Origin of the sequence: Azonexus caeni, from assembly GCF_048146105.1 — a bacterium.
Lineage (GTDB): Bacteria > Pseudomonadota > Gammaproteobacteria > Burkholderiales > Rhodocyclaceae > Azonexus > Azonexus aromaticus_B.
In genome coordinates this window covers 1-24,628 of sequence record NZ_JBKJAD010000006.1, presented here as the reverse complement: position 1 = coordinate 24,628, position 24,628 = coordinate 1, and the positions used below count along the sequence as shown (strand labels likewise).

Sequence of the window (24,628 nt, the reverse complement as noted above, 5' to 3'; positions counted from 1 at the left end):
ATAAACCGCGCGGAGAATGCCATGAACGACCTCGAAAAATCCCGACGCCGACTCGAACTCCTGTATGACGTAGGTATTTCACTGAGCAGCGAAAAGCATTTACCGAAGCTGCTGGAAAAAATCGTCCAGGCTGCAAAATGCATCACCAACGCCGACGGCGGAACCCTTTACCTGCTCTCCGAAGATGGCCGTAGCCTGCGCTACGAAATCGTCCGCACCGACTCGCTCGATCTGGCCTACGGCGGCAGTGCCCCCCTCCCCGCATCCGGTATTTTTGCCAATCTTCCCCTCTATCGCCCGGACGGCTCCAACAACGACGCGATCGTCGCCGCCTACGCCGCGCTCAGCGCCAGCACCGTCAATATTGCCGACGCCTACGAGGTCAAGGACTTCGATTTCACCGGTCCGCGGGCTTTCGACGCGCGCATGGGCTACCGCTCGCGGTCTTTCCTGACGGTACCGATGAAGAACCACGAGAACGAATTGATCGGCGTTCTCCAGTTGATCAATGCCATCGATCCTGAAACGGGCAAGACCACGGTTTTCCGCGAAACCGACCAGCGCCTGGTCGAGTCCCTGGCATCACAGGCGGCGGTCGCGCTATCCAACCGGCAGTTGATGCACCAGATGGAATCGCTGTTCGAAGCGACCATCCGCATGATCAACACGGCAATCGCCAAAAAATCGGCATTCACCAACAGCCACTGCGTCCGGGTACCGGAACTGACCATGCTGATCGCCGAAGCCGTCTGCGCCGATACCGAAGGCCCGCTTGCCGGCTGGACGCTCAACGAAACCGAACAGCACGAGCTACGCATCGCTGCCCTGATGCACGATTGCGGCAAGATCACGACACCTGTGCACGTGATCGACAAATCGCGCAAACTGGAAACCATATTCGACCGCATCGCCCTGATCGACACCCGCTTCGAGGTCGTCCGGCGGGACGCGAAAATCCGCATGCTGGAGACGATTGCCGCCGGCGCCGACGCAGCGCCAGCCAAAGCCGAGCACGCGCGCCTGCTCGAGGAAATCGCCGAAGACCAGGCCTTGCTGCAGCGCTCCAACCTGGGTAGCGAACGGATGAGCGACAGCGATGTCGAGCGGATCAAGGAAATCGCCCGGAAATACCGCTGGACGAGCGCCGACGGCGTCAACCACCCCTTCCTCGATGAAGACGAGATCGTCAACCTGACCATCATCGCCGGCACCCTGACAGCCCCCGAGCGGCAGATCATCAACGACCACATCGTTGCCACCATCAACATGCTGGAAGAACTGCCCTGGCCCAAGCACCTGACGAACGTTCCGGAAATCGCCGGCAACCACCACGAACGGATGGACGGCCAGGGCTATCCACGCGGCGTACGGGCGGGTGAACTCAGCGTCCAGGCGCGCATCCTGGCGATTGCCGACATTTTTGAGGCACTTACCGCCTCCGACCGCCCCTACAAGACGCCGATGAAGGTCAGCGAAGCGCTGTCCATTCTGGAGAAATTCAAGCAACGCGGCCACATCGACCCGGATATCTTCGACAGCTTCGTGCGCCAGCAGGTGCACAAACGCTACGCCGAACTCTTCCTCACCCCGGAGCAACAGGAGTAAACGGAAGAAGGCGCCCACCCCTTCGGGGCAGGCGCCTCCCGGCGCCATGCGTCACATCGAGCAGGCTGCGGTGCTACGCGAAGTGCCGACCGTATTACCCGAAGTGTTGTTGCGGCAGATGCTGTCCGGCATCGACACACGCACCCCGCGCTCGGCAGGCACCGCTTCCGGCGCGCTCGCCGCGTCACGCACATAACCGAACTGACCGGCCTCGAACTCCTGTTCGCCCGCCGTATTCGTCACCCGGATGCGCCCTTCGACAACGTCGACATGAACCCCCGGCGGCGGCGTCGAGCCATCGGCCGTGCGAATGTCGGCACAACTGTTGCGACCGTCTTCCTCGGCACAGTCAAGCACGCCGTAATGCGTACCGCGGATGCCGATGGTTGCCACCTTGGTCTTCAGGATGACCTTCTCCGGGCTGCGCTTGCCGAGCAGGCCGCTGACCGAGCGCAGTCCGCCCTTGATCAGGGAAACCGCCGACGAATCCTCAGCCGGGCTGTTCGCCTTGTAGCGGTAGCGTTCGATCATCACCGTCGTATTTGGTTTGATCACCATTTCCCCACCGTCGACGAACTTGATCCGCGCATAGGAACGATCCTCCGTCTGCAGGGTATCTCCTTCATGAACCTCGGAATGGACGGCCAGCAAACGCGAATTGCCCTGCGCCGGCTTCAGCACCAGGGTGCCGGCCAAGTGTGTCACATGCGCCGCGAGTTCCGACGCTGCCGCCCATTGGGCGGCAACAGCCAGAGAGAGCACGAACAGGACGTTAATTGCACTGCGAAACACGCCGTGCCGCAAAAGCGTTCTGACCATAGTTTTCATCCAGGAAAAGGAAATCGCCGGTATTGACGAGAGGGCCGCCAAACTCATTGTTGCCACCGCCTGTCGTGCCGCCCGGCAGGGTCAGCCCGGGTTGCAGTCCGGGCTGCGGGCTGAAATAGCTGGCCGGCACGAAACTGCCGGTAACAGTGCTGCCACCGACGGAAGGTGACGGCACCGGCGTGCCACCGCTGATCGAGCTGATCAGGGTATTTTGCTGGGACTGGGCCTGGCTGACCACTGCCGGATCCGGCCCGGTCTGGCAAGCCTGGCCATTGATGCAGGCGCCCGGCGCGAAAACATCCGCACCGGTCACCGAACCGCCGAACAGATTGATCGTGCCACCGGTGCGAACCGGCCCGGTCAGGGTCAACGCACCGTTGTTGTTCGCCGCCAGCGAAATGTTGCCGGTACCGGTACTGGTCACCCCGAAGGTGCCGACCGTCAGCGGGCTGTTGGCTGCGACGCTGATGCCACCGCTCGCCCGGATGCCAGGCGCCGCAGTGCCGATGACGGTGGCGCCGAAATTACTGACATAAATATCCCCGCCGACCTCAGCCGAGCGAAACTCGAAATCGCCCGGTTGCGCCAGGTTGTGGTTCTGGAAGGACAAACCACCGCTACCGACATTCGCCGTCAGAAGACCGACCTGATTGTAGGCACCATCAAGCGCCGCCCCTTGTCCGGCATCGATGGCGAGCGACGGCGTACTGATCCCGCCATAGCCACTGATCCGCCCACCGACATTGAGCACCAGTTGAGTTGCGGCCTGCAGCGTGGTGTAGGAGGCAATATTGGTATTGCCGAAGGCGAAGCCGATATCCGACGAATAGATGACCGCGCCCTTACTAGCCAACTGACCGCCACTGTTGGCAATGGTCTCCGTGTAGCCGTTGGCGCCCGGCCGGAAGGTCGTCGATTTCAGGTTGTGCATCGAGAAACTTTCCTGGTTCATCAACCCGGAAATCTGCCCCGTACCATCCCCCTTCGCCAAGCCTATGGTGACGTCGCCAGCAAAGTCCGGATGGACGGCAGCATTGCTTTCAGTACTGGTTGCCCCGTAGTTGAAAGTGATGTTGCCGTTCTGGCGATTGAGCACGGTTTCGAACAGCGCCTTGTTGCCGGAACGGTAATAACGCCCGACATCCCACTTGACGGCGAGTTCGTTGCTACTGGGGCGGGTGATCTGGATCGACTCGCCCTGAGACGCATTGATTTCCCAGTCATTCCACGCTGCGGCAATCACCGGCATCTGAAAGGCGGCCAGCCCGCCTTGCGAATCGCTGTAAGCACTGGTGCCGCTACCGAAGGTGATCAAGCCGTTGCTGGAGATATAGGCCTTGTCGTAGCTGGTGCCATAAAAGCTGAACAGGTAACCGCTCGGGAAGCGATATTCGAAATAGTCGTCATCAACGTACTGCTCAGGCGCACCGGCCGGCAGGTTGATCTCCAGATTGCCGCCAACCGTCAACACCACAGGCCCTGCCGTCGATTTCACCAAGCCATTGAGCGTCGTGTCGCCCTTCGAACTCAGGTTGATCTGACCTTGCGTCTGCAAACCACCATTGATCAACATCGTGCCTGTCGTCGTTCCGTTGTTGGCGAGCGGCGCGCTGGTTCCCGAGGTCGGATTCCAGCCAGCAACGAACTGGAAGCCGCCGTTCCCGGTATTCACGACGTCGGCGCCGGTATGCACGGTCAGGTTGTTTTCGGCCAGCAAGCTGAGCTGGTTGCCGCTGGCGAAGGTCTGGCCATCGACGACATCGATGTTGCCGGCACCGCTCGCCGCTGAGCTGGTCTGCACGACGACGTTGTTCTGTCCCAACTGGCTGACCAGGTCTTCCCAGTACAAAGTGAACGCCGAGCTTTCACTGGCGCCAGCGACGGCATAGGCCGTGTCGAACTGACCATCGACCGTCGTCACCACCCGGTCACCGCGACTGGCGATGGTGACATCGCTCGGATCGAGCAGCAGCGTACCGGTTTTGCCGGCCGGAGCGCGGGTATCGACCTGCGCCCGGAAAACCAGGTGCGACTTGCCGGATACCTCAACCAGGCCGCCATCGCCGCCCAGCGTGCCGGCCCGCGCGGAAATCCGCCCAGCGGCCAGCGTGGTGTCGTCAGACCAGACGACGACCTCACCGCCATTGCCATTTTCGGTGGCATCGGCACGGATTTCGGCAGCGCTGCCAAAGCGCGTCCGGGTAGCATTCCTGACTTCGGAATTGCGCCCCTGATACCCCCCGCCAACCAGCACCTGACCGCCTGCCTGCTCGCCGGAAGCGTCGAGCAGACCGGCGGCGATGTCCACCTCCTCGCCCTCGACGCTGATCCGCCCGCCGCGCGCACCAGTGGCCAGCAACTCACCGCCATCGACGGTCGCCTTGCGGGCGGCGCGCAGGAAGATGCGACCGCCTTCACGCTCGATCGCCGAGACATCGACCTTGCCGCTGTTGCGCACCAGCGCGCCGACGATGCCCACCTTGCCGGAAGCGGCCAGCAGCTCACCGACATTGCTCGCCTCGCCTGCGCCGACGACTTCGACCTTGAGGCCGGGCAAGGCGGTATCGCCGATCTCGACGCGCTCGCCGGCGGCCAGTACCACCGTGCCATCCGCCGCGGCGATGCTGCCGCTGTTGTTGACCTTGGGCGCCACCAGATAGACCTGTCCGCCATCAGCGGTACGGATCGTCCCGGCATTGTGCACTGCCGCAGCGCCCGGGGTCTGGTCAAATTTCTGCTTGCCGGCGAGGAAGTTGCTATCGCTCAGATTCAGCGTCGACGCCACCAAACCGGCAACGTCGATCACTGCATCCTTGCCAACCAGAATGCCGGCCGGGTTGATCAGGAACACCCGGCCGTTCGACTGCAACTGGCCAAGCAACTCTGAAGGATTATTGCCGAGCACCCGGTTAAGTACGACGCTGCTCGCCGACGGCTGGACGAAGCGGGTCGTCTCGTTGCGCCCGATCGAAAAGGTCTGCCAGTTGATGATCGCGTTGGCCGAATTGGTCACCGTCAGCAGGTTGCCGCTATTGACCATCGTTGCCTGCCCGGACACCACTTGCCCCCCGGTCGGGTTGGCGTGGGCGGCACCGAAGCAGGAAGCGATCGCCAGCGCCAGCAGATTGAACCTGAAACTGCGTGTCATGATCGTCATCTCCTCAGAACGATGCCATCAGGCTGAAATGGCCGCGCATGTCGCCGGAATCGCGAACCTCGGCACCCTTGATGACGCGCGCCACGTCAAACCTGGCACTCAGGTTCTTACCCAGCACCAGACGCATGCCGACACCGTAGCTGCTGACCGATTTCCTGGGCTGGGATTCGCCGGCCAGCAGGTTGTTGCGCCCATAGGCGCCATCGACAAAAGCCAGCAGGCGCAGGTTGTGCCCATCCGGATTGACCGAGAGATCGGGCGTATAGAACTCGAGATTGGCGTAAGCGCCCTTGTCCCTTGCCACCTCGCGCTCCAGGAAACCGCGCACGGCCTGGCTGCCGGCCAGTCCCAACTGTTCGTAGATGACCAGCGGCTGTTCGCTGTACTGGAAATTGAGTGCACCACGGACCTGCCAGTCGCCGGGCAAGGCGTGCAGGCGGGAAAGGCTGCCGCGCAGGATGTAATAGTCGGCTGGCGCGCCCTTGCCACCGGTCGGGCTCGGTCGCGCATCGGCGAACGCCGAACGCCCGCCGTTGTGGCCACCGGGCAGGTTGGCACTCAATCCAAGGCTGTATTCAAGGACATCGCCGGCGCTGACGCGCTGCCCCGAATACGTCAACGTCAGAGGCTTGACGACGACATCGGTATTGGCTGAACCGCAACCTGCCCCACCAAAGGCGCCGAGCGAACAATTGTTATCGTAGTCGCGGTAATCCCAGGCCAGCGAGACGCGCGAGGAATACTCTCCCTGCCGTGGCAGGATGTGGGTGTAACGGAAGCCGAAGATACTGCCCCGCCCGCTGAAATTGAGCGGCCCGGCGGTCGTCGTCGTCGTGCCGGCATCGACATCGGAATTCGCGTAGAACACATCGACGACGCCATTCCGCTCATAAAACGGCATGCGATAGCTGACCGAGCCGACTGCCACCTGCTGCACCTTCTCCGGCGAGATCGCCAGCGCTGCCGTCAATACGTGATCCCGATTGAACAGGTTGGCGTGCTGCACGCCCACACTGAGCCGGGTACGACCGGTCTGCCGGGTGCCGGTGTTGTCCAGGCTGCCGAAGAAGCGCACCGGGTTGCTTTCCTCGACCTTGACGCGGGCGTCAACAAAGCCTTCCTGCTGACCCAGGCCAAGGATGACCTCCATCTGCCGCGCCGGATTCTCGTTGCTCAACTCGACCTGCTGCGAAATCTCCCGGGTGTTCGGCACAGCCCCCTCGCGCAGGCCGGGAAGCGCCCGGCGCAGGTTGTCGGCATTGAAATGGGTTTGCGTTTCCGGCAACCTGACCTGGCCCAGCAAGGGCTCGACCACTTCGAAGCGAACCGTGCCCGCCGTCAGCTCCTGCTCCGGCGCCCTCACCTGTACCGCCGCATAGCCCCGCTGCCGGTAAGCCGTTTCAAGCGCCTCAAGCGCCTGCTGGATGCGACCGAAATCGCCCTGCTCGCCGACATAGGGTGCCAGCAAACTGTCGAGTTCCCCTGGCGCCAACAGGGAATTCCCGTCGACCTGAAATTTCCGGATCGGAAAAGTATCGCCGGCGTGCGCCGAAAAGGCGCAGGCAAGCAGAATCCCGGCCACTGTGCATTTATATGACATAACCACCCCATGCCATTCGATTATTGCATCGTCATGCCCAGAAGCGGTGCATTATCAATGCTTTATGAATTACCCCACGGGCAAAAATACTAACAGAGAGCGTCAGGTAAAGTTAACTAATTTCCGCATCCGAAAACACTGCAATTCCTTTTTTGTCGGCAATTCCGTTAATACCGACAGACTCGCCCAAGCCCTGCGAACAATGTGATAATCCGCGGCGTCAAACTTTTCAGCGAACCGCGATGACCGGATTCATTCGCCGCAAGACGCCCGCCTCGGACCTGTATCCGCTGGCCCGCAGCATCCTCTTCGCCGGGCTCAACAGAAGCGAACTGGGGATCGTCGAGAGCATGCTGCATACCCGGCAGTACCAGGCCGGCGAAATCGTCTTCGACGAAGGCGACGACGGACAGGCGCTCTACATCGTACGACTCGGCAACATCGCGATCCGCACGGTCACCGCTTGGGATACGCCGGTTGCCGTCCTCGGCCCCGGCAATTTTTTCGGCGAAATGGCCTTGCTCGACCAGTCGTGGCGTTCGGCGCAAGCCAGGGCGCAGACCGAAAGCACCCTGAGCGCGCTCTACCGCGGCGATTTCGAACGCCTGCTCGACGCCCATTCGCGAATCGCCAGCCGGTTGACCCTGCAGCTTGCCCGTCAGATGGGCACCCGCCTGCGCGGCATGCTGGAAGACGGCGGCAAGCGTAGCGACGCAACGCGCCATGACTGACTACCGCCCCGGCCCGCTGGCCTGGCTGGCGATCATCGCCGCCAGTTGCGGGCTGCTCCTGCTGCTGCAGAAAGCCTTGTGGCTGATCGTGCCGCTGCTGCTGGCGCTGATGATGTACTACCTGCTGACGCCGCTCAAATCGCTACTGGTGCTGCGCGGTTTCAGCCATGCGCTGGCCGCCCTGCTGGTCGGCCTGGCTGCCCTGCTGGCGATGCTGGTCGCCGGCGTCGCGCTGGTCGCCTGGCTGTCGGCTGGCGACAGCAACTGGACCGACAATGCACTGCGCTATATCGAAGGCGGCCTGCGCCTGATCATCGATACCTTGTCCCTCCTGGAGCAGCGCTCCGCCCTTTTTGCCCGGATCGGTGGCGCCCAGGCGATGACTCATCATATCGACCTCTTCGTCGAGGGCTTTGCCGCCAGCCACCTGCCCGGCGTCCTGATGGGCGTCGCCGCCTGGGCGCCGTCGGTGCTGCTGGCGCCGTTCATCACCTACTTCATGCTGCGCGACGGCTGGCATTTCAAGCGTTTCCTCGTTAGCGCCATCCCCAACGCCTTCTTTGAACGCGGTCTCGACCTGATCGCCCAACTCGACCAGACCGCCCGCCAGTATTTCGTCGGCCTGATCGAACTCACCGTCGTAGACACCGTCGTCCTCGGGAGCGGCCTCTGGCTGATCGGTTTCGACCACGCGCTGATGCTGGCGCTGGTCGCGGCCATACTGGCCTGGATTCCCTACGTCGGCTCGATCGCCGGTTGCGCCCTGGTGCTGATGGTCGCCGCGACCGATTTCGCCGGCCAGCCCACCATCGCCTACGGCGCCGTGCTTCTCTTCGTCGCCGTCCGCCTGCTCGACGACTTCGTCTTCATGCCGCAGACGATCGGCCGCAGCCTGCACATGCATCCCCTGCTCAGCATACTGATGCTGTTCGCCGGCGGAGCCCTGGCCGGCATCACGGGCCTGATGCTGGTCCTGCCGCTGACCGGCATCTGTTACGTGCTGGGACGAGCCGCCGGACAAATCCTCAACGACGACCGCCTGCTCGCCCGGCACCGCCTGGCCACCCGCCTGCGTCGCCAGAGCGCGGCGGGCGGACTGGACGAAACGGGCTGAACGATGCGCGCCACTTACCTCCTCCTGCTTGCGCTGGCCAGCGCCGGATCACCCTTGGTGGCAGGCGCGGATTATCCGTCGCGGAACGAAGCCCGCAGCCAGCAAGTGACGCTGGAATTCGCCGGCAAGACACGCCGCTACGTGCTCTACCTGCCCGACACAAACGCCCATGCCGCCCCCTTGCCGCTGCTTGTCGCCCTGCACGGTGGCGGCGGCCACGCCGAGTTCATGGCCGACGACGAACGCTACGGCCTGATCGGCAAGGCCGAGCGCGCCGGTTTCGCCGTCGTCTTCCCCAACGGCCACAGCCGCCTGCCGCGCGGCCGGCTCGCCACCTGGAATGCCGGTGGCTGCTGCGGCAACGCGCGCGATACCGGCAGCGACGACGTCGGCTTCATCCGCGCCGTCGTCGCCGACGTGGCGCGGCGGACGCCGATCGACCGCCAGCGGATCTTCGCCACCGGCATGTCGAACGGCGGCATGATGGCTTACCGCCTGGCCTGCGAGGCCGCCGACCTGTTCCGTGCCGTCGCCGCCGTCGCCGGTACCGAGGCGGTCGCCGATTGCCGACCGGCGCGTCCGGTGCCAATCCTGAACATCCATGCCCGCGACGACAGCCACGTGCTGTTTGACGGTGGCGCTGGCGCCGACGCCTTCCGCGACCGGCGCCAGGTCATGGATTTCGTTTCGGTCCCGGAAACGATCAGCCGCTGGGTCCGGCGCAACGGCTGCCAGCCGGCGCCGCGGCGCATCCTCGAACGTCCCGGCGCCTGGTGCGAACGCTACGCCGGCTGCCGCGAAGCGGCTGCCGTGCAGCTTTGCGTGACGGCTGAAGGCGGACACTCCTGGCCCGGTGCGGCACGTGTCCGGCGCGGCAAGGGCGAAGCGTCGCAGGCGCTGGACGCCAACGACACGATCTGGAATTTCTTCGTCGAAGTCGCGGGAAGCTGAAAGCTCAGCCTTCCTTGTTGCGCATGAAGTCGGCGGTGTTGAAGAAGTTGTTGAGCAGCACCTTGCGCACATCCGCGTCGATGCCGACGTCTTCCATCGCCAGCACCATGCACGCCACCCACTGGTCGCGTTCCAGGGTGCCGATGGCAAACGGCATGTGGCGGGCGCGCAGCATCGGATGGCCGAATTCCTGGACGAACAGGTCGGGGCCGCCGAACCAGCCGGACAGGAACTTGTACAGCTTGTCGCGCGAACCGGCCAGGCTTTCCGGGTGCATCGCGCGCAACTCCTTGAACTGGGCGACGCTGTCCATCAATTCGTAGAAGCGGTCGGCGAGCCGGCCGACCGTCGCTGCGCCACCGATTTTCTCGTAGATGGTGGTCTGTTGTGCTTCCATGCTTTCTCCCTGCTTCATCGTGGTGATCTTGTCTTGCGCGGCCCCGGCTGGCGGGCACCGCCCGTTGCCGGGCGAGGTCCGCCGGTGCCGTTGCGTGTTACCGCTGTCGGGCGCGGTGCCCCACCCTTTCTCTCTGGCGTCTGGCGGATGGCGCCAGCCGCCTTCAGCCCGGTACCGGCCGGCTGCCAGGCCGGCACCAGTTGTTTCTTGCCATTGCCGATCAGGTCGGCGCGGCCCATTTCCTTCAAGGCTTCGCGCAGCAACGGCCAGTTTTCCGGGTCGTGGTAGCGCAGGAAAGCCTTGTGCAGCTTGCGCTGGCGCGCGCCACGCACGGCGCCGACGGTTTCTCCGACCTGGCGGTGCAGCTTCTTCAGCGGATTTCTCTCGCTGTGATACATCGTCGTCGCCAGCGCCATCGGCGTCGGCAGGAAGGTCTGCACCTGGTCGAGACGGAAGTTGTTCTTCTTCAGCCACAGCGCCAGGTTGACCATGTCGGCGTCGGTCGTCCCCGGATGCGCGGCGATGAAGTAGGGAATCAGGTACTGCTCCTTGCCCGCCTCGCGCGAAAAACGGTCGAATAGCTGCTTGAAGCGGTCGTAGCTGCCGATGCCGGGCTTCATCATTTTCGACAGCGGGCCTTCTTCGGTATGTTCCGGGGCGATCTTCAGGTAGCCACCGACGTGGTGCTGGACCAGTTCCTTGATGTACTCGGGCGAGCGCACCGCCAGATCGTAGCGCAGACCGGAGCCGATCAGCACCTTCTTGACCCCCTTCAGGCTGCGTGCGCGGCGGTAGAGCGAAATCAGCGGCGTGTGGTCGGTGCCGAGGTTGTCGCAGATGTCGGGATAGACGCAGGACAGCCGCCTGCAGGCCGCTTCGATCTTCTCGTCCTTGCACTTCAAGTGGTACATGTTGGCGGTCGGCCCGCCGAGGTCGGAAACGATGCCGGTGAAGCCCGGCGTCTTGTCGCGCATTTCCTCGATCTCGCGGATCACCGAATCCTCGGACCGGCTCTGGATGATGCGCCCCTCGTGCTCGGTGATCGAGCAGAAGGTGCAGCCGCCGAAACAGCCACGCATGATGTTGACCGAGAAGCGGATCATCTCCCAGGCCGGGATCTTGGCTTCGCCATAAGCCGGATGCGGCTGGCGGGCGTAAGGCAGTTCGTAGACGGCGTCAAGTTCCTCGGTGGTCAGCGGTACCGGCGGCGGATTCAGCCAGACGTCGCGCTCGCCGTGCGCCTGGCGCAGCGCGCGGGCGTTGCCCGGGTTGGATTCGAGGTGGAAGGTGCGCGAAGCGTGGGCGTAGAGCACCGGATCGTCCTTGACCTGCTCGTAGGCCGGCAAGCGGACGACACTGTGGGCGCGGCGCTCACGGCGGGCGGCCAGACGCTCGGCACGCGCAACGATGCGCACCGGCTGGCCGCCGTCGGTGGCAGGCGGCGCCGAACCGGCATTGTTGTCGGCCCTCTCGTCCATCGCGTAAGGATCGGTGTGTTTGACCAGCGCGCCGGGCGTATCGATCTCGGTCGAATCGATTTCGTCCCAGTCGGCCGCCGGCAGCCAGTCGCGCCCGACCATGAAGGCGGTGCCGCGCAGGTCGCGAATCTCCGAGATTTTCTCGCCCTTGGCCAGGCGATGCGCCAGTTCGACGATGGCGCGCTCTGCATTGCCGAAGACCAGCAGGTCGGCCTTCGAATCGGGCAGCACCGAACGGCGCACCTTGTCCGACCAGTAGTCGTAATGGGCGATGCGCCGCAGGCTGGCCTCGATCGAGCCGATCACCACCGGTGTTCCGGCGAAGGCCTCGCGGCAGCGCTGGGCGTACACCGTGACGGCGCGGTCCGGCCGCTTGTTCGGCTCGGCATTCGGCGTGTAAGCGTCGTCCGAGCGCGGCTTGCGGTCCGAGGTGTAACGATTGACCATCGAATCCATGTTGCCGGCGGTGACGCCGAAAAACAGGTTGGGTTTGCCGAGCTGGCGGAAATCGGCCGCCGAATTCCAGTCCGGCTGGCTGATGATGCCGACCCGGAAACCCTGCGCCTCGAGGAGCCGCCCGATCAGCGCCATGCCGAAGCTCGGGTGATCGATGTAGGCATCGCCAGTGATCAGGATGATGTCGCAGGAATCCCAGCCGAGCCGGTCCATTTCGGCGCGCGACATGGGGAGGAAGGGGGCGGGACCAAAACGCTGGGCCCAGAATTTGCGCCAGGAAAACAGGGGACGCGGCGCGGTGGAAACGTTGGTATTGAGCATGCAATATTTTACCTAAGTCAGAGGACGGCCATGGCATACTTGACCATTGAAACAATTGCCTGAAGCTTTTCCAGCGATGATGCAACTAACCACCCGCGAGCAGTCCGGCGTTCTGGTCGTCTCCGTCAGCGGTCGCATAGACCACGCGTCCAGTGAAGAGTTCACCCGTTTGCTCGAACCACTGCTGATCAACTGCCGCCAGGGTCAGCCCGCATTGCTGCTTGATTTTTCCGGCGTCGCCTATATCAGCAGTGCCGGCCTGCGCGTGCTGATGATGGCGTCCCGCCAGTCGAAAGCGCAGCAGGGCAGCTTCGCCATCGCCGCCCTGACGCCGCTGGTCCAGGAAGTGTTCACGATCAGCCGTTTCAACCTCATCGTCCCCTGCTACACCTCGGTGGACACCGCCTGCAAGGTGCTTGGACAATGAAGCAGGTCATTTTCTGGGGTACCCGCGGCTCGCTGCCGACGGCGCCGACCGGGCAGGTCATCCGCGAGAAGATCATCGCCGCACTGGCTGCCGCCAACGGACGCAGCTTCCGGAACCGCGATGCGCTCGAACAGTTCGTCGGCGGCCTGCCGTTCACCGTGAACAACACTTTCGGTGGCAATTCGTCGTGCGTCGAGATCGTCACCGACGGCCCCGACCACCTGGTCTGCGACATGGGCAGCGGCGCCCGGCCGCTCGGCCAGAGCAAGATCGCCCGTTACGGCACGCCCAACCCGCAGACCTACCACATTTTCATCTCGCATCTGCACTGGGACCACCTGATGGGTTTCCCGTTCTTTGCGCCGATGTACATCCCCGGCAACCACATCGTCATCCACGGTTGCCACCAGCAACTCGAGGAAGCCGTGCGCATGCAGATGCGGGCGCCCTGCTTCCCGGTCGACTATTCGCAGGCCGGCGCCAGGATCGACTTCGACCTGATGACGCCGGACCTGCCGCACGAAATCGGTGGCGTCAGAGTCACGCCCAAGCTGCAGCTACATACCGGCGACTCCTACGGCTACCGTTTCGACAGCGCCGAAAAATCGGTGGTCTATAGCACCGACTCCGAGCACAAGCTCGACGACCTGGCTTCCTTCGACAGTTTCGCCCGTTTCTTCGCCAAGGCCGACCTGGTCATTTTCGACGCCATGTATTCGCTTGCCGAAGCCACTTCGGTCAAGGCCGACTGGGGGCATTCGAGCAACGTCGTCGGCGTCGAGCTGTGCCAGGCCGCCGCCGCCAAACGCCTGGCCCTCTTCCACCACGAACCGGCGCATGACGACGCCCAGCTCTTCCGCCTGTTCGAGGAATCGATCCGCTTCGAGCAGATCACGCGCGGCGACCGGCCGCCGCTGGACATCGTTTCCGCCTACGACGGCCTGACCATCAACTTGTGAGCCGGGCCACCGCCGTCATCGCCGCCCTGCTGCGCGCCGGGCGCGGACGCTTGCTGCCCAGCCTGCTCCTCGGCGTCGGCGCCCTGCTCCTGAGCCATATCGAGCGGACGCCGCTGCACGCGCTGCAACTCAACCAGTTCGACCGTTACCAGCGCCTGCTGCCGCGCGAGCGGCCAAGCGAGCCGGTGATCATCGTCGGCATCGACAGCCAGAGCCTGCTTGCCCACGGCCAGTGGCCGTGGCCGCGCGACCTGCTGGGACGACTGCTCGAAAGCATCCAGGCGGGAGACCCTCTTGCCGTCGGCTTCGACTTCATCTTCGCCGAAGCCGACCAGCACGCGCCGGCACTGCTCGCCCGGCGCCTGCCCGGGATCGACCCCGCCCTGCTCGACCGCCTGCCCGATCCCGACCAGCAGTTTGCCGCGGTCATCGGCCGGGCGCCGACCGTCCTCGCCACGGTCGGCCTGCCCCAGGCGCTGGCCGGCGCCAGACTGCCGCGCCATCCGCTGCCGCAAATCGCCGTCGAACCGGGGGCCGACCGCCAGCTACCGCGCTTCGCCAGCGCCCTCGCCAGCCGCCCGGAACTGCAGGCAGCGGCGGGCGGCGAAGGCTTCATCAACGCCACACCGGACGCCCGCAACGGCGGCCACGACCGTGGCATCCTGCGCCGCGTGCCGACCCTGGCGCTGATCGACGAACAGCCCTATCTCTCGTTGCCGCTCGAGATGGTGAGGCAGGCGCTGGGCGGCGGCGCCGTCGCCATCGAGGCCGGCGGCAAGGGCATGGCGGCGCTGCGCCTCGGCGACTACCGGCTGCCCACCCAGGCCAACGGCGAGCTGCTGCTGCATTTCGGGCGCGCCAGTTCGCATTACTACCTGTCGGCGGCCGACGTCCTGGCCGGCAAGCACCCGCCGGAAACCTTCGCCGGCCGCCTGGTGATCGTCGGCTTCAACAGCATCGGCCTCCAGGACCGCATCATCACGCCGCTCGGCGACAGCCTGCCCGGTGCCGACGTACACGTCCAGGTCATCGAGAGCCTGCTTGCCGGCGACGCCTTGCGCCGGCCGGACTGGATGCCGATGCTCGAACTGGCCGCCCTGCTCGCCGGCGGCCTGCTGCTGATCGGCAGCGTACCGGCCTTGCGGCCGCGCTACGCGGTGCTGGGTTTCGCCGCCGTCGGCGGCAGCCTGCTGCTCGCCAGCCATCTCGCCTACTTCAGCGGACGCTGGCTGGTCGACGGCAACACACCGGCCCTGCTGCTCGGGCCGGTGTTCATGGCCCTGCTCGGCAACACCCTGATCCGCGCCGACGAGCGGCGCCAGGCGGCGGAACGGCAACTCCAGGCGAGCCGCGAACAGGCGGCGCGCATTGCCGGCGAACTCGACAGCGCACGGCGCATCCAGATGGGGCTGCTGCCCGACCCCGAACGCCTGTTTGCCGACGAAACGCGCTTCGCGCTGGCCGCCATCCTGGAACCGGCACAGGCGGTCGGCGGCGACTACTACGACTGCTTCATGCTCGATGCGCGCCGCCTCTGCATCGCCATCGGCGACGTTTCAGGCAAGGGCGTTCCCGCCAGCCTGTTCATGGCCATCTCGAAAACCCTGGGCAACACGCTGACCCGGCGCCACGACGATCTCGGCGCCGCGATCCGCGACCTCGAACACGAGCTCGACCGCAACAACACGGCGCTGCTTTTCGTCACCGCCTTCATCGCCATTCTCGATGCCGACGACGGCCGGCTGGATTATGTCTGCGCCGGCCACGACGCGCCGCTCCTCAAGCGCAACGGCGAACTCCAGCCGCTGCCGACGGCGGAGATTTCAGGCCCGCCGCTCTGCGCGCTGGGCGATTACCCCTACGCCAGCGGCAGCATCCGGCTGCAAGCAGGCGACCTGCTCTGCCTGTTCACCGACGGCGTCAGCGAAGCCACTCGCGACGGCCAGCTATTCGGCCACGCCGGCCTGGAAGCCTGTCTGGCACGGACACCGGAAACCGAACCCGGCACCGTCTGCCGGCAGATCCGCGACAGCGTCCGCCAGTTCGAGGCCGGCGAACCCGCCGCCGACGACCTGACCCTGCTCGTGCTGCGCTGGAACGGCCCGCGGCTCAGCGGATGCTGATCTCGACCCGGCGGTTGCGCGGCTCGTCGACGTCGTCGGCGGTCGGCACCAGCGGTTCGCGTTCGCCGCGCCCGGCGACTTCCAGCTTCTCCGCCGGCACCCCTTCGGCCACCAGTTGATCGCGCACCAGTTCGGCGCGCTGCCGCGACAGCGGATCGTTCTCGGCCGGCGAGCCGACGCGGTCGGTGTGGCCGATGACCATGACCTCGACCGCCGGCCGTTCGGCGATTTCCCGCTTGACGCCGACGAAGGCCTGCGCCGACGCTGGCGTCATCGTGTCGGTGCCGGTCTCGAAATAGACGGTATAGCTGGTCGGCCGCGGCGGCAATGCGCGCAGGGTTTCGCCATAACGCACTTCAACCTGGGCAGCCTCGGTCACGGTCGGCCGATTGATACCCAGGCGGCGGGCAGTCGCCGCATAAGGCTGATCGAGAACGCGTTCGCCAGCGGCATCGCGGACGATCACCTTGCCCGGGCTGCCGTCCGTCGACGGCAGCAAGACCACCCGCTCGCTGGCGCAGGCGCCGAGCAGCAGGCAAAGAACGAAGAGTGGCAGCGTCTTACTCATCGCTGCCCCCGATCACTTCGACCAGAAATTCGGTGCCGCGCACGCCGAGCACCGAGGTCGGCGTGTGGAAATCGACCGATTCCGGCGTCCGCTTGGCGATCTTGCCGGACGCGACCGCCAGCGTCCCCTTGCGGATGCCGACCGACATCCCGCCCTCCAGCGTCGAACTGTTGAAGGCGAACTTCTCGATGACGATCAGTGAATTCGGCCCCGCCGAGAGCAAGGTGTTGTCGCGCAAGGTGACACCGAGCGCGCCGTCGGCACCGGTGCGCAGGCGATCGGTCGCCAGTACCGGCGTCCCCACCGTCGCTGGCAGACGCTCGCCAGCCCGTTCGATCGCCGCCTCGCCGCGGCTGATCTTGACCATGCCTGCCACTTCCGCCGCCTGCGCCGCGGCAACGGCGAGAAGAGCGAACATGAAAGCCAGCGCCCGATGTGCTCTAATCATCATCCCAAGCTCCTTCCTGAGTCATGAACACGCATTCTACGGAGATTTCCGTCGCCCCGCGCCATGATGCGCTGAGCGGGCTGCTCGCCACGCTGGCCGGAGCCTGCCGGCAGCTGGCGATCGGCGAAACGCAATGCCTGCGCCTGCAACTCATTGCCGAAGAGCTGTTCATCAATACCGTCGATCATGGCCGCCCGGACCCCGAACGCAGTGTCGTCAGCCTGCGCCTGATCCGCCGGCAGGACAACATTGTGCTGCACTACGAGGATCGCGGCCTTCCCTTTGACCCGTCGTCCAGCCCCTTGCCCGCCGCCACGCCCGACGTCCCCGGCGGCATGGGCATCCGCCTGATCCGTGGCCTGAGCCGCGAAATACGTTACCGCCGGGAAGACGAACACAACGTCGTCGAACTCGTCCTGCGCCCAGCCACCGATCAGACGCCCTGACGCAACGCCGCCAGCGGCGGCACGCCAAGCAGGCTGCGCATGCCCAGCCAGCCGACAAGCGTCGTGAATACGGCGCAGCCGAGCGCGGCGAGCAGCGGCGACGCCAGCGAAAACTCGGGCGCCAGCTCGAACACCTGGCGTGCCAGCAGCTGGCCGACCGCCGCCGCGCCGAGCGCGGCGATCAGGCCGGCGAGTCCGCCGACCGCCGCCAGTTCGACCAGCAGCGCGCCGCGCAATTGCTCGCGGCGGGCGCCGAGCGCGCGCATCACCGCCAGTTCGAAGCGCCGCTCGTCGATCGCCGAGAGGAAGGCGGCGTAGAGCACGACGGCGCCGGCGGCGAGAGTGAACAGGAAAACCAGCTGGACGGCGCCGACGACCTGGCCGACGACGCCATGAATCTGCGCCAGCACCGCATCGATGTCGATCACCGTCAGGTTGGGAAAGGCCTCGACCAGTTGCGCCGCCGCCTGGCGCCGCTCGGCCGGCAGGTGGAAGCTGGTGATGTAGCTGGCCGGCGCGTCGTCGAGCACGCCGGGCGGCGTCAGGACGAAGAAATTGACGCGCATCGAATCCCAGTCGAGGCGGCGCAGGCTGCTCACCGCGACGCTCTTCTCGACACCGGCGACGCTGAACAGCAGGCGGTCGCCGAGCGCGATGCCGAGCGTCTTGGCCAGCCCGGCCTCGACCGAGGCTTCCTGGCCCGGACCGGCGAACCAGCGGCCACCGACGATCTCGTTGCCGGCCGGCAGATCGCGCCGCCACGACAGGTTGAACTCGCGCTCGACCAGGCGCTGGGCGCGCTCGTCGTCGGGAAAGTCGGCGGCACTGGCCGGGCGCTCGTTGATCCTGAGCAGCCGCGCCCGCACCATCGGCGCCAGCTCGGCGGCGATGCCCTGCCCGGCCAGCCAGTCGGCCAGCGCCTGGCGCTGTTCGGGCTGGATGTTGATGATGAAGCGGTTGGGCGCATCGGCCGGCAGCGATTTCTGCCAGGCATCGACCAGTTCGAGCCGGGTCACGCCAAGCAGCAGCAGGGCCATCAGGCCGATGCCCAGTGCCACGATCTTCAGCGTGTTGGCGGCGCCGTGCCGGGCCAGCGTCGCCAGTCCCTGGCGCCAGCCGAAGCCGGCGCCGCCGCGCAGCCGGCCGGCGATGCGGACAACGCTCCAGGCGAGCCCCCAGAACAGCGCCAGCGCGCCGCTGAAGCCGGCGACGGCGAACAGGCCGAGGCGCAGGTCGCCGGCGGCGCGGACGATCAGCATGGCAAGCAGTGCAAAGCCGAAAGCGTAGCCGAGCACAGCCAGCGGCGCCGGCGGCCCGAGTTCGCGGCGCAGCACGCGCAGCGTCGGCACCCGCGCCAGTTGCAGCAGCGGCGGCAGCGCGAAGCCGAAGAGCAGCACGCCGGCGACCAGAGCCCCTTCGCCGAGCGGAGCGGCGCCCGGCAGCGGCAGCTCGCCGGCGATCAGCCCGGCCATTGCCGAGACCAGCGCGAAATGCGCGGCAAAGCCGAGGCCGGCGCCGAGCGCCGCGGCCAGCGCCGCCAGCCAGAAAAAGGACAGTGCATGCAGGCGCAGCAGCCGGCCCTGGGTCATGCCCAGACAGCGCAGCACGGCGCAGGCGTCGAGGTGGCGCTGCATGTAGCGGCGGGCGGCGAGCGCCACGGCGATGGCCGAAAGGATCACGGTCAACAGCGTTGCGAGGCCCAGAAAACGCTGCGCCTTGTCGAGCGCGTTGCGGATTTCCGGGCGGGCGTTTTCGATGCCTTCGAGGCGCTGCCCGCGCCCCAGCCGCGGCTCGGCCCAGGCCCGCCATTGCGCCAGCGCCGCCGCCTCGCCGGCGACCAGCAGGCGGTAGCGGACGCGCGCACCGAACTGGATCAGGCCGCTGCCGGCGATGTCGTCGAGGTGCATCAGCAGGCGCGGCTGCATCGCGAAGACGTTGAAACTGCGATCGGGTTCGCGGGTGAGCACGGCGCTCACCGGCAGCTGCAGCTGGCCGACGCCGAGCGGCGCGCCGGGTTCAAGTGCGAGCAGGCTGAACAGGCGCTCGTCGGCCCAGGCGTTTTTTGGCTGCGGGCCGCCGTCGACCGCGAGATCCGGCTGCCCCGGCGCGGCGGCGGTGTGCAGGCGGCCGCGCAGCGGGTAGCCGGCGCCGACCGCCTTGATCTCGACCAGTTCCGCCCGGCCATTGGCGAAAACCATGCTTGGGAAGACCAGCGTCTGCGTCGTGCGCAGGCCGCGGCGCCCGGCCTCTGCAGCGAGTTCGGCCGGCAACGGCTGGTCGGCGGCGACCACCAGGTCGGCGCCGAGCATCTGCCGCGCCTCGCCTTCTAGCCCCCGGCCGACCCGGTCGGCGAGAAAGCCGACGGCGCTGACCGCGGCGACGGCAATGGTCAGCGCCGCGAAAAGCAGGCGCAGCTCGCCACCGCGCAGTTCGCGGCGCAGCATGCGCCAGGCCAGCGTCAGGTTCACTGCAGCTCCCGGATGCGCTGCACCGCTTCCTCAACGCGGCGCACGGCGATCACCTCCATGCCCGGAATCGCCTGGCGCGGCCGGTTGGCCTCGGGGATCAGGGCGCGGGTGAAGCCGAGCTTGGCGGCCTCCTTCAGACGCTCCTGGCCGCGCGGCGCGGGGCGGATTTCACCCGCCAGACCAACTTCACCAAAGACTATAAGTTTCTCCGGCAACGCCTTGTTTTTCAACGAAGACGTGATCGCCATGATCACCGCCAGATCGCCTGCCGGCTCGCCGATCTTGACCCCGCCGACGGCATTGACGAAGACGTCCTGGTCGAAGCAGACGATGCCGGCGTGGCGGTGCAGCACCGCCAGCAGCATCGCCAGTCGCTGCGCATCGAGGCCGACGGTCAGCCGGCGCGGGTTGCCGTGCGCGGTGTCGACCAGCGCCTGGATTTCCACCAGCAGCGGCCGCGTCCCCTCCTGCGTCACCATCACGCAGGAGCCGGCGACCTCCTGGCCGTGCTGCGACAGGAACATCGCCGACGGATTGCTGACGCCCTTGAGGCCGCTCTCGGTCATCGCGAAGACGCCGAGCTCATTGACCGCGCCGAAGCGGTTCTTGACCGCGCGCACCAGGCGGAAGCTCGAATGCGTGTCGCCCTCGAAATAGAGCACGGTATCGACCACGTGTTCGAGCACGCGCGGTCCGGCCAGCGCGCCTTCCTTGGTCACGTGGCCGACCAGGATGACGGTGATGCCGGCCTGCTTGGCCAGCCGCGTCAGCTGCGCCGCGCATTCGCGCACTTGGGCGACCGAACCCGGGGCGCTGGAAAGCTGGTCCGACCATAGCGTCTGGATCGAGTCGATCACCGCCACCTGCGGCTTTTCCGCCTGCAGCGTGGCGAGGATGCGTTCCAGGTTGATCTCGGCCATCAGCGGCAGGCTGCCGCTATCGACGTTGAGGCGGCGGGCACGCAGCGCCACCTGCTGACCGGATTCCTCGCCGGTGACGTAGATCACCTTGTGCGCCAGCGACAGGTGGGCCAGCGCCTGAAGCAGCAAGGTGCTCTTGCCGATGCCGGGGTCGCCGCCGATCAGCACGACGCCGCCGGCGACCAGGCCGCCGCCGAGCGCCCGGTCGAACTCGCCGATGCCGGTCGGGATGCGGTCGGCCTCACGGGCTTCGATGTCGGCCAGGTTCTGCAGTTTCGCCGCTGGCGCCAGCGCCTCGAAGCGGTGCTTGCCGGGCTGCTCGGCGAGCGTCTCGACCAGCGTGTTCCAGGCGTTGCAGCCGGGGCACTGGCCCTGCCATTTCGGGCTGCTTGCCCCGCATTCGGTACAACTGTAGAGCGTCTTGGTCTTGGCCATTTATTGCCCGTCGACCGTGACCGGCACGCGCGGCGCAACGGCGCAGAAGAGTTCGTAGGAAATCGTGCCGGCGGCGGCGGCCACCGCGTCGGCCGGAACATGGCCAGCCTCGCCAGGCCCCCACAGCGTCACCGGGCTGTCGATGCCGGCGTCGGGAATGTCGGTGAGGTCGCAGGCGAGCATGTCCATCGACACCCGGCCGACGGTGCGCGTCAGCTTGCCGGCGACGGCGATCGGCGTGCCGCTCGGCGCCGAGCGCGGGTAGCCGTCGGCGTAGCCGCAGGCGACGATGCCGATGCGCATCGGTTGCTCGGCGGTGAAGCTGCCGCCGTAGCCGACGCGTTCGCCGGTGGCGATCGACTGCACGCCGATGATCCGGCTTTCCAGGCTCATCGCCGGCTGCAGCCCGAATTCGGCGGCGGTCTGGTCGGCGAACGGGCTGGCGCCGTAGAGCATGATCCCCGGCCGCACCCAGTCGCCGTGCGCTAGCGGATGGCGCAGGATGGCGGCGGAATTGCCGAGGCTGACCGGACCGTGCCAGTCGCCGGCCAGCGCCCGGAAGCGTTCGAGCTGCCAGAGCACGCCGCGCGCGCCGTCGGCTTCGGCGAAATGGGTCATCAGCGTCAGGTTGAGCGCCGGAATCTTCTTCAGGCTCTCCCAGGCCTGCGGCAGCGTCGCCGCGTCGAAGCCGAGGCGGTTCATGCCGCTGTTGATCTTCAGGTAGAGGCTGAGCGGCCGGTCGGCGCGGGCGTGCGCAGCGAGCATCTCGATCTGCTCGCGGCAATGCACGGCGCTGTGCAGGCCGTAGTCGACGACGCGGCGGGCGTCGGTCTCGCCGAAGATGCCCTCGAGCAGCAGGATCGGCTGGCGCACGCCGTGCTCGCGCAGGAGCACCGCGTTTTCGCATTCGAGCAGGGCGAAGCCGTCGGCCTCGTCGCGCAGCGCCTCGACGGCGCGCAGCTGGCCGTGGCCGTAGGCGTCGGCCTTGACCACCGCCCAGGCCCAGGCGTCGGGGGCGCAGGCCTTGGCGATGCGGTAGTTGGCGAGAATGGCGGCGGGCCGGATGCGGGCGCGGATCGGTCGGGAGGTGTTCATGCAGCCTGTTCCTTGAGCTTGCGGCGGGCGAAATCGATGAAAGTAGACAGCAGCTTCGACTGGAAGCGGTCCTGCGGATGCACCAGATAAAGACTGCGCTTGAGTGGTGGTGAAAGCGGAATGCCGAGCAGTTCGCCGAGGCGGATTTCCTTGGCGACGACGGCGCGCGAGACGATGGCGAAACCCAGCCCGGTGGACACCACGCCCTTGAGCGCTTCCGGGCTGCCCAGCTCCATTTGTGTCTTGAGCGACTCCGGCTTGACGCCGTGATCGCGGAAATAGGCGTCGGTGATCGCCCGCGTCCCCGACCCCGGTTCGCGCGAGATGAATTCGTAATCGGCAAGATCGGCCGGCTGCAGCGCCTTGAATTCGGCCAGCGGGTAATCCGGCACGCAAACCACCTGCAGCTCGTCCTCGCAGCAGATCTGGCTGCTCAGCCCGGAAAGCCTGGCCGGCGCCTCGATCAGGCCGACGTCGAGACTGTGCTCGGCGACCCTGCTCTCGATGCTCTCCGAATTGGCAACGATCAGCCGCGCCCGCACCTGCGGGTAGAGCGCGTTGAACTCGCCGAGCACGCGCGGCAGCATGAACTCGGCGATCGTCGTGCTGGCGCCGACCAGCAGCGGCCCGCGCATCTCGCCGGTGAGTTCGGCGACGCGGGTGTCCATCTCGTCGGACAAGGCGAGGATTTTCTGCGCATATTCGAGCACCAGTTCGCCGGCGGGGGTCAGGTCGATGCTGCCGTGACGGCGTTCGAACAGGCGCGTCGAGTACTGCTCCTCAAGCTGCCTGATCTGGAAGGTGACCGCCGGTTGCGTCATGAACAGCGCGTCGGCGGCGCGGGTGAAACTGCGGTGTTTGGCTACGGCATGAAAAACCTGTAGTCGCCGATCAGCCATGGTTCGGCTCCAGTCTGCGCAAAGACCGCTATTCAACCACACTCGCCCGGGAATGAATAATCCCGCAGACGACCCGACGGCCGTCTGCGGGATTTCGGCGGCGCTACGGCTTACTGCAGCGGCGCGCCCTGCCCCGCCTGCTGCCTGGCCTGCTCGCGCTGCTGCAGGAACACTGCCTCAAAATCCACCGGCTGGATCATCACCGGCGAGAAGCCGGCGCGGGTGCTCAGGTCGGCAAGCATTTCCCGGGCATAGGGCAGCAGGATGTTCGGACAGGCGACGCCGAGGATGGCGTCGCGCTGATCGAGCTTGACGTTGCGGATGACGAAGGAGCCGCCTTCACTGACGACGCCCTTGAAGACCTCGGTTTCTCCCTGCTTGGCGGTGGCGACGACGGTCAGCACGACCTCGAAGACCTCGGCGCTGACTTGGCGGCTGGCGCTGTTGATGTTCAGGCCGACGTCGTAACGCCGGCTGTCAGAATAAACCTCAGGCGCATTGGCGACCTGGAAGGAAATGTCCTTCAGGTAGATACGCTCGATGCCGAACTGCGGCTGCAAATTCCCCTGCTCCATCTGTGTTCCCCAATCATGATGCAATTCACCGCCGGCGGAATGCCGGCGATTTTCGATAATCCTTGCGCCTGTGGCGCCCTGCCAGAACTCAGCGGTTCTTGAACGCCTTGAAGAAGTTGTCCATCATTTCGTTCGGGAAACCCGCGGCATTGGTTGGCCGCAGATCGTCCATGTTGGCGTTGAACTGCTGCGTCGTCTCGCCCTTCTGCATGGCCTGGTGGGCATCCAGTTGATCGTCGATCGAACGCTTGATGTTGTTCATGTTCTCGACCATCGAATTGACTGCTCCCTGAACACCGCCAATGACCAGGCTGGCGTTGGTGGGACCAGAAATGTTGTACCCCGGCACGCCTTCGTTGAAGCTCGCCGTCGACGACGACTGCATCGTGTTGCAGCTATCCAGGCTTTGCTGGATGGACGCGATGATTTCCTTGGGATCAAGCATGATTCACCTCCGTTAAATTCAACAACTCGTTAGGGGCTGTTCACATTTACGGAACTGTGTTTACATCCTGTCTTTTGGATACAAGACATGGATCGCCGAATGCTCACCGATGACCAGTGGTCACGCATAGCGGATTTTCTGCCTGGGAAGGCCACAGACAGAGGACGCACGGCAGCGGATAA

Annotated in this window: 21 protein-coding genes; 8 read left to right on the top strand and 13 right to left on the bottom strand. The window is 65.7% G+C overall.

The annotated features are described in order from the left end of the window. Positions 1-21: 21 nt before the first annotated feature. Positions 22-1,605 (top strand): HD domain-containing phosphohydrolase, encoded by a 1,584-nt coding sequence (locus ACLIIZ_RS08460; protein ID WP_416691670.1) that lies wholly within the window; start codon positions 22-24, stop codon positions 1,603-1,605. 51 nt (positions 1,606-1,656) lie between these two features. Here ACLIIZ_RS08460 and ACLIIZ_RS08455 read toward each other — a convergent pair whose 3' ends face one another. The 3 genes from ACLIIZ_RS08455 to ACLIIZ_RS08445 all read right to left on the bottom strand — a co-directional run bounded on the left by ACLIIZ_RS08455 (position 1,657) and on the right by ACLIIZ_RS08445 (position 7,190). Beyond that, a complete protein-coding gene (locus ACLIIZ_RS08455; protein WP_416691669.1) occupies positions 1,657-2,301 on the bottom strand; it encodes a FecR family protein in 645 nt (214 codons plus the stop codon). 76 nt (positions 2,302-2,377) lie between these two features. Continuing rightward, complete coding sequence (locus ACLIIZ_RS08450; protein ID WP_416691668.1) at positions 2,378-5,581, bottom strand: two-partner secretion domain-containing protein; 3,204 nt, start codon at positions 5,579-5,581, stop codon at positions 2,378-2,380. A gap of 13 nt (positions 5,582-5,594) precedes the next feature. Further along, a complete protein-coding gene (locus ACLIIZ_RS08445) occupies positions 5,595-7,190 on the bottom strand; it encodes a ShlB/FhaC/HecB family hemolysin secretion/activation protein (protein ID WP_416691667.1) in 1,596 nt (531 codons plus the stop codon). Between the two features lie 242 nt (positions 7,191-7,432). Between ACLIIZ_RS08445 and ACLIIZ_RS08440 the strand changes: the two genes are divergently transcribed. From ACLIIZ_RS08440 to ACLIIZ_RS08430, 3 genes are read left to right on the top strand one after another with little or no spacing between them, the layout of a single operon-like run. Next, positions 7,433-7,921: a cyclic nucleotide-binding domain-containing protein gene (locus ACLIIZ_RS08440; RefSeq protein ID WP_416691666.1), complete on the top strand. Its 489-nt coding sequence runs from the start codon at positions 7,433-7,435 to the stop codon at positions 7,919-7,921. Continuing rightward, complete coding sequence (locus ACLIIZ_RS08435) at positions 7,914-9,035, top strand: AI-2E family transporter (RefSeq protein WP_416691665.1); 1,122 nt, start codon at positions 7,914-7,916, stop codon at positions 9,033-9,035. Before ACLIIZ_RS08440 ends, ACLIIZ_RS08435 begins: the two co-directional genes overlap by 8 nt. Before the next feature lie 3 nt (positions 9,036-9,038). Continuing rightward, positions 9,039-9,986: an extracellular catalytic domain type 1 short-chain-length polyhydroxyalkanoate depolymerase gene (locus tag ACLIIZ_RS08430; RefSeq protein WP_416691664.1), complete on the top strand. Its 948-nt coding sequence runs from the start codon at positions 9,039-9,041 to the stop codon at positions 9,984-9,986. Positions 9,987-9,990: 4 nt separating this feature from the next. On the opposite strand, the gene ACLIIZ_RS08425 is transcribed toward ACLIIZ_RS08430, so the two are convergent. Both ACLIIZ_RS08425 and ACLIIZ_RS08420 read right to left on the bottom strand, forming a co-directional pair. Beyond that, positions 9,991-10,383 (bottom strand): group II truncated hemoglobin, encoded by a 393-nt coding sequence (locus tag ACLIIZ_RS08425; protein ID WP_416691663.1) that lies wholly within the window; start codon positions 10,381-10,383, stop codon positions 9,991-9,993. Positions 10,384-10,397: 14 nt separating this feature from the next. Continuing rightward, entirely contained in the window at positions 10,398-12,545 is a 2,148-nt protein-coding gene (locus ACLIIZ_RS08420) for a YgiQ family radical SAM protein (protein ID WP_416691793.1), read from the bottom strand. Between the two features lie 169 nt (positions 12,546-12,714). Here ACLIIZ_RS08420 and ACLIIZ_RS08415 point away from each other — a divergent pair, with 169 nt between their 5' ends. Genes ACLIIZ_RS08415 through ACLIIZ_RS08405 form a run of 3 tightly spaced genes read left to right on the top strand, consistent with a single transcriptional unit; the run spans position 12,715 to position 16,147 of the window. Further along, positions 12,715-13,065, top strand: coding sequence for an STAS domain-containing protein (locus ACLIIZ_RS08415; RefSeq protein WP_416691662.1), 351 nt, complete (start codon positions 12,715-12,717; stop codon positions 13,063-13,065). Next, a complete protein-coding gene (locus ACLIIZ_RS08410) occupies positions 13,062-14,024 on the top strand; it encodes an MBL fold metallo-hydrolase (RefSeq protein WP_416691661.1) in 963 nt (320 codons plus the stop codon). The genes ACLIIZ_RS08415 and ACLIIZ_RS08410 overlap by 4 nt, the downstream gene beginning before the upstream one ends. After that, a complete protein-coding gene (locus ACLIIZ_RS08405) occupies positions 14,021-16,147 on the top strand; it encodes a CHASE2 domain-containing protein (RefSeq protein ID WP_416691660.1) in 2,127 nt (708 codons plus the stop codon). The genes ACLIIZ_RS08410 and ACLIIZ_RS08405 overlap by 4 nt, the downstream gene beginning before the upstream one ends. Here ACLIIZ_RS08405 and ACLIIZ_RS08400 read toward each other — a convergent pair. Both ACLIIZ_RS08400 and ACLIIZ_RS08395 read right to left on the bottom strand, forming a co-directional pair. Further along, positions 16,134-16,715: an OmpA family protein gene (locus ACLIIZ_RS08400; RefSeq protein ID WP_416691659.1), complete on the bottom strand. Its 582-nt coding sequence runs from the start codon at positions 16,713-16,715 to the stop codon at positions 16,134-16,136. The genes ACLIIZ_RS08405 and ACLIIZ_RS08400 overlap by 14 nt on opposite strands. Beyond that, positions 16,708-17,166, bottom strand: coding sequence for a FecR family protein (locus tag ACLIIZ_RS08395; RefSeq protein ID WP_416691658.1), 459 nt, complete (start codon positions 17,164-17,166; stop codon positions 16,708-16,710). Before ACLIIZ_RS08395 ends, ACLIIZ_RS08400 begins: the two co-directional genes overlap by 8 nt. Before the next feature lie 20 nt (positions 17,167-17,186). Here ACLIIZ_RS08395 and ACLIIZ_RS08390 point away from each other — a divergent pair, with 20 nt between their 5' ends. After that, on the top strand, positions 17,187-17,609 hold the full coding sequence (locus tag ACLIIZ_RS08390; protein ID WP_416691657.1) for an ATP-binding protein: 423 nt from the start codon (positions 17,187-17,189) through the stop codon (positions 17,607-17,609). Here the strand turns inward: ACLIIZ_RS08390 and ACLIIZ_RS08385 are convergent. From ACLIIZ_RS08385 to ACLIIZ_RS08360, 6 genes are all read right to left on the bottom strand, one after another. Next, a complete protein-coding gene (locus tag ACLIIZ_RS08385) occupies positions 17,597-20,077 on the bottom strand; it encodes an ABC transporter permease (RefSeq protein WP_416691656.1) in 2,481 nt (826 codons plus the stop codon). The two genes, ACLIIZ_RS08390 and ACLIIZ_RS08385, sit on opposite strands and share 13 nt — an antisense overlap. Beyond that, on the bottom strand, positions 20,074-21,432 hold the full coding sequence (gene radA / locus ACLIIZ_RS08380; RefSeq protein WP_416691655.1) for a DNA repair protein RadA: 1,359 nt from the start codon (positions 21,430-21,432) through the stop codon (positions 20,074-20,076). The genes ACLIIZ_RS08385 and radA overlap by 4 nt, the downstream gene beginning before the upstream one ends. Beyond that, a complete protein-coding gene (gene alr / locus ACLIIZ_RS08375) occupies positions 21,433-22,527 on the bottom strand; it encodes an alanine racemase (RefSeq protein WP_416691654.1) in 1,095 nt (364 codons plus the stop codon). After that, positions 22,524-23,426 (bottom strand): LysR family transcriptional regulator, encoded by a 903-nt coding sequence (locus ACLIIZ_RS08370; RefSeq protein ID WP_416691653.1) that lies wholly within the window; start codon positions 23,424-23,426, stop codon positions 22,524-22,526. Before ACLIIZ_RS08370 ends, alr begins: the two co-directional genes overlap by 4 nt. Positions 23,427-23,536: 110 nt before the next feature. Continuing rightward, entirely contained in the window at positions 23,537-24,001 is a 465-nt protein-coding gene (gene secB, locus ACLIIZ_RS08365; protein ID WP_374326422.1) for a protein-export chaperone SecB, read from the bottom strand. 88 nt (positions 24,002-24,089) lie between these two features. Continuing rightward, on the bottom strand, positions 24,090-24,446 hold the full coding sequence (locus ACLIIZ_RS08360) for a DUF6277 family protein (protein WP_416691652.1): 357 nt from the start codon (positions 24,444-24,446) through the stop codon (positions 24,090-24,092). Between the last annotated feature and the right edge of the window lie 182 nt (positions 24,447-24,628).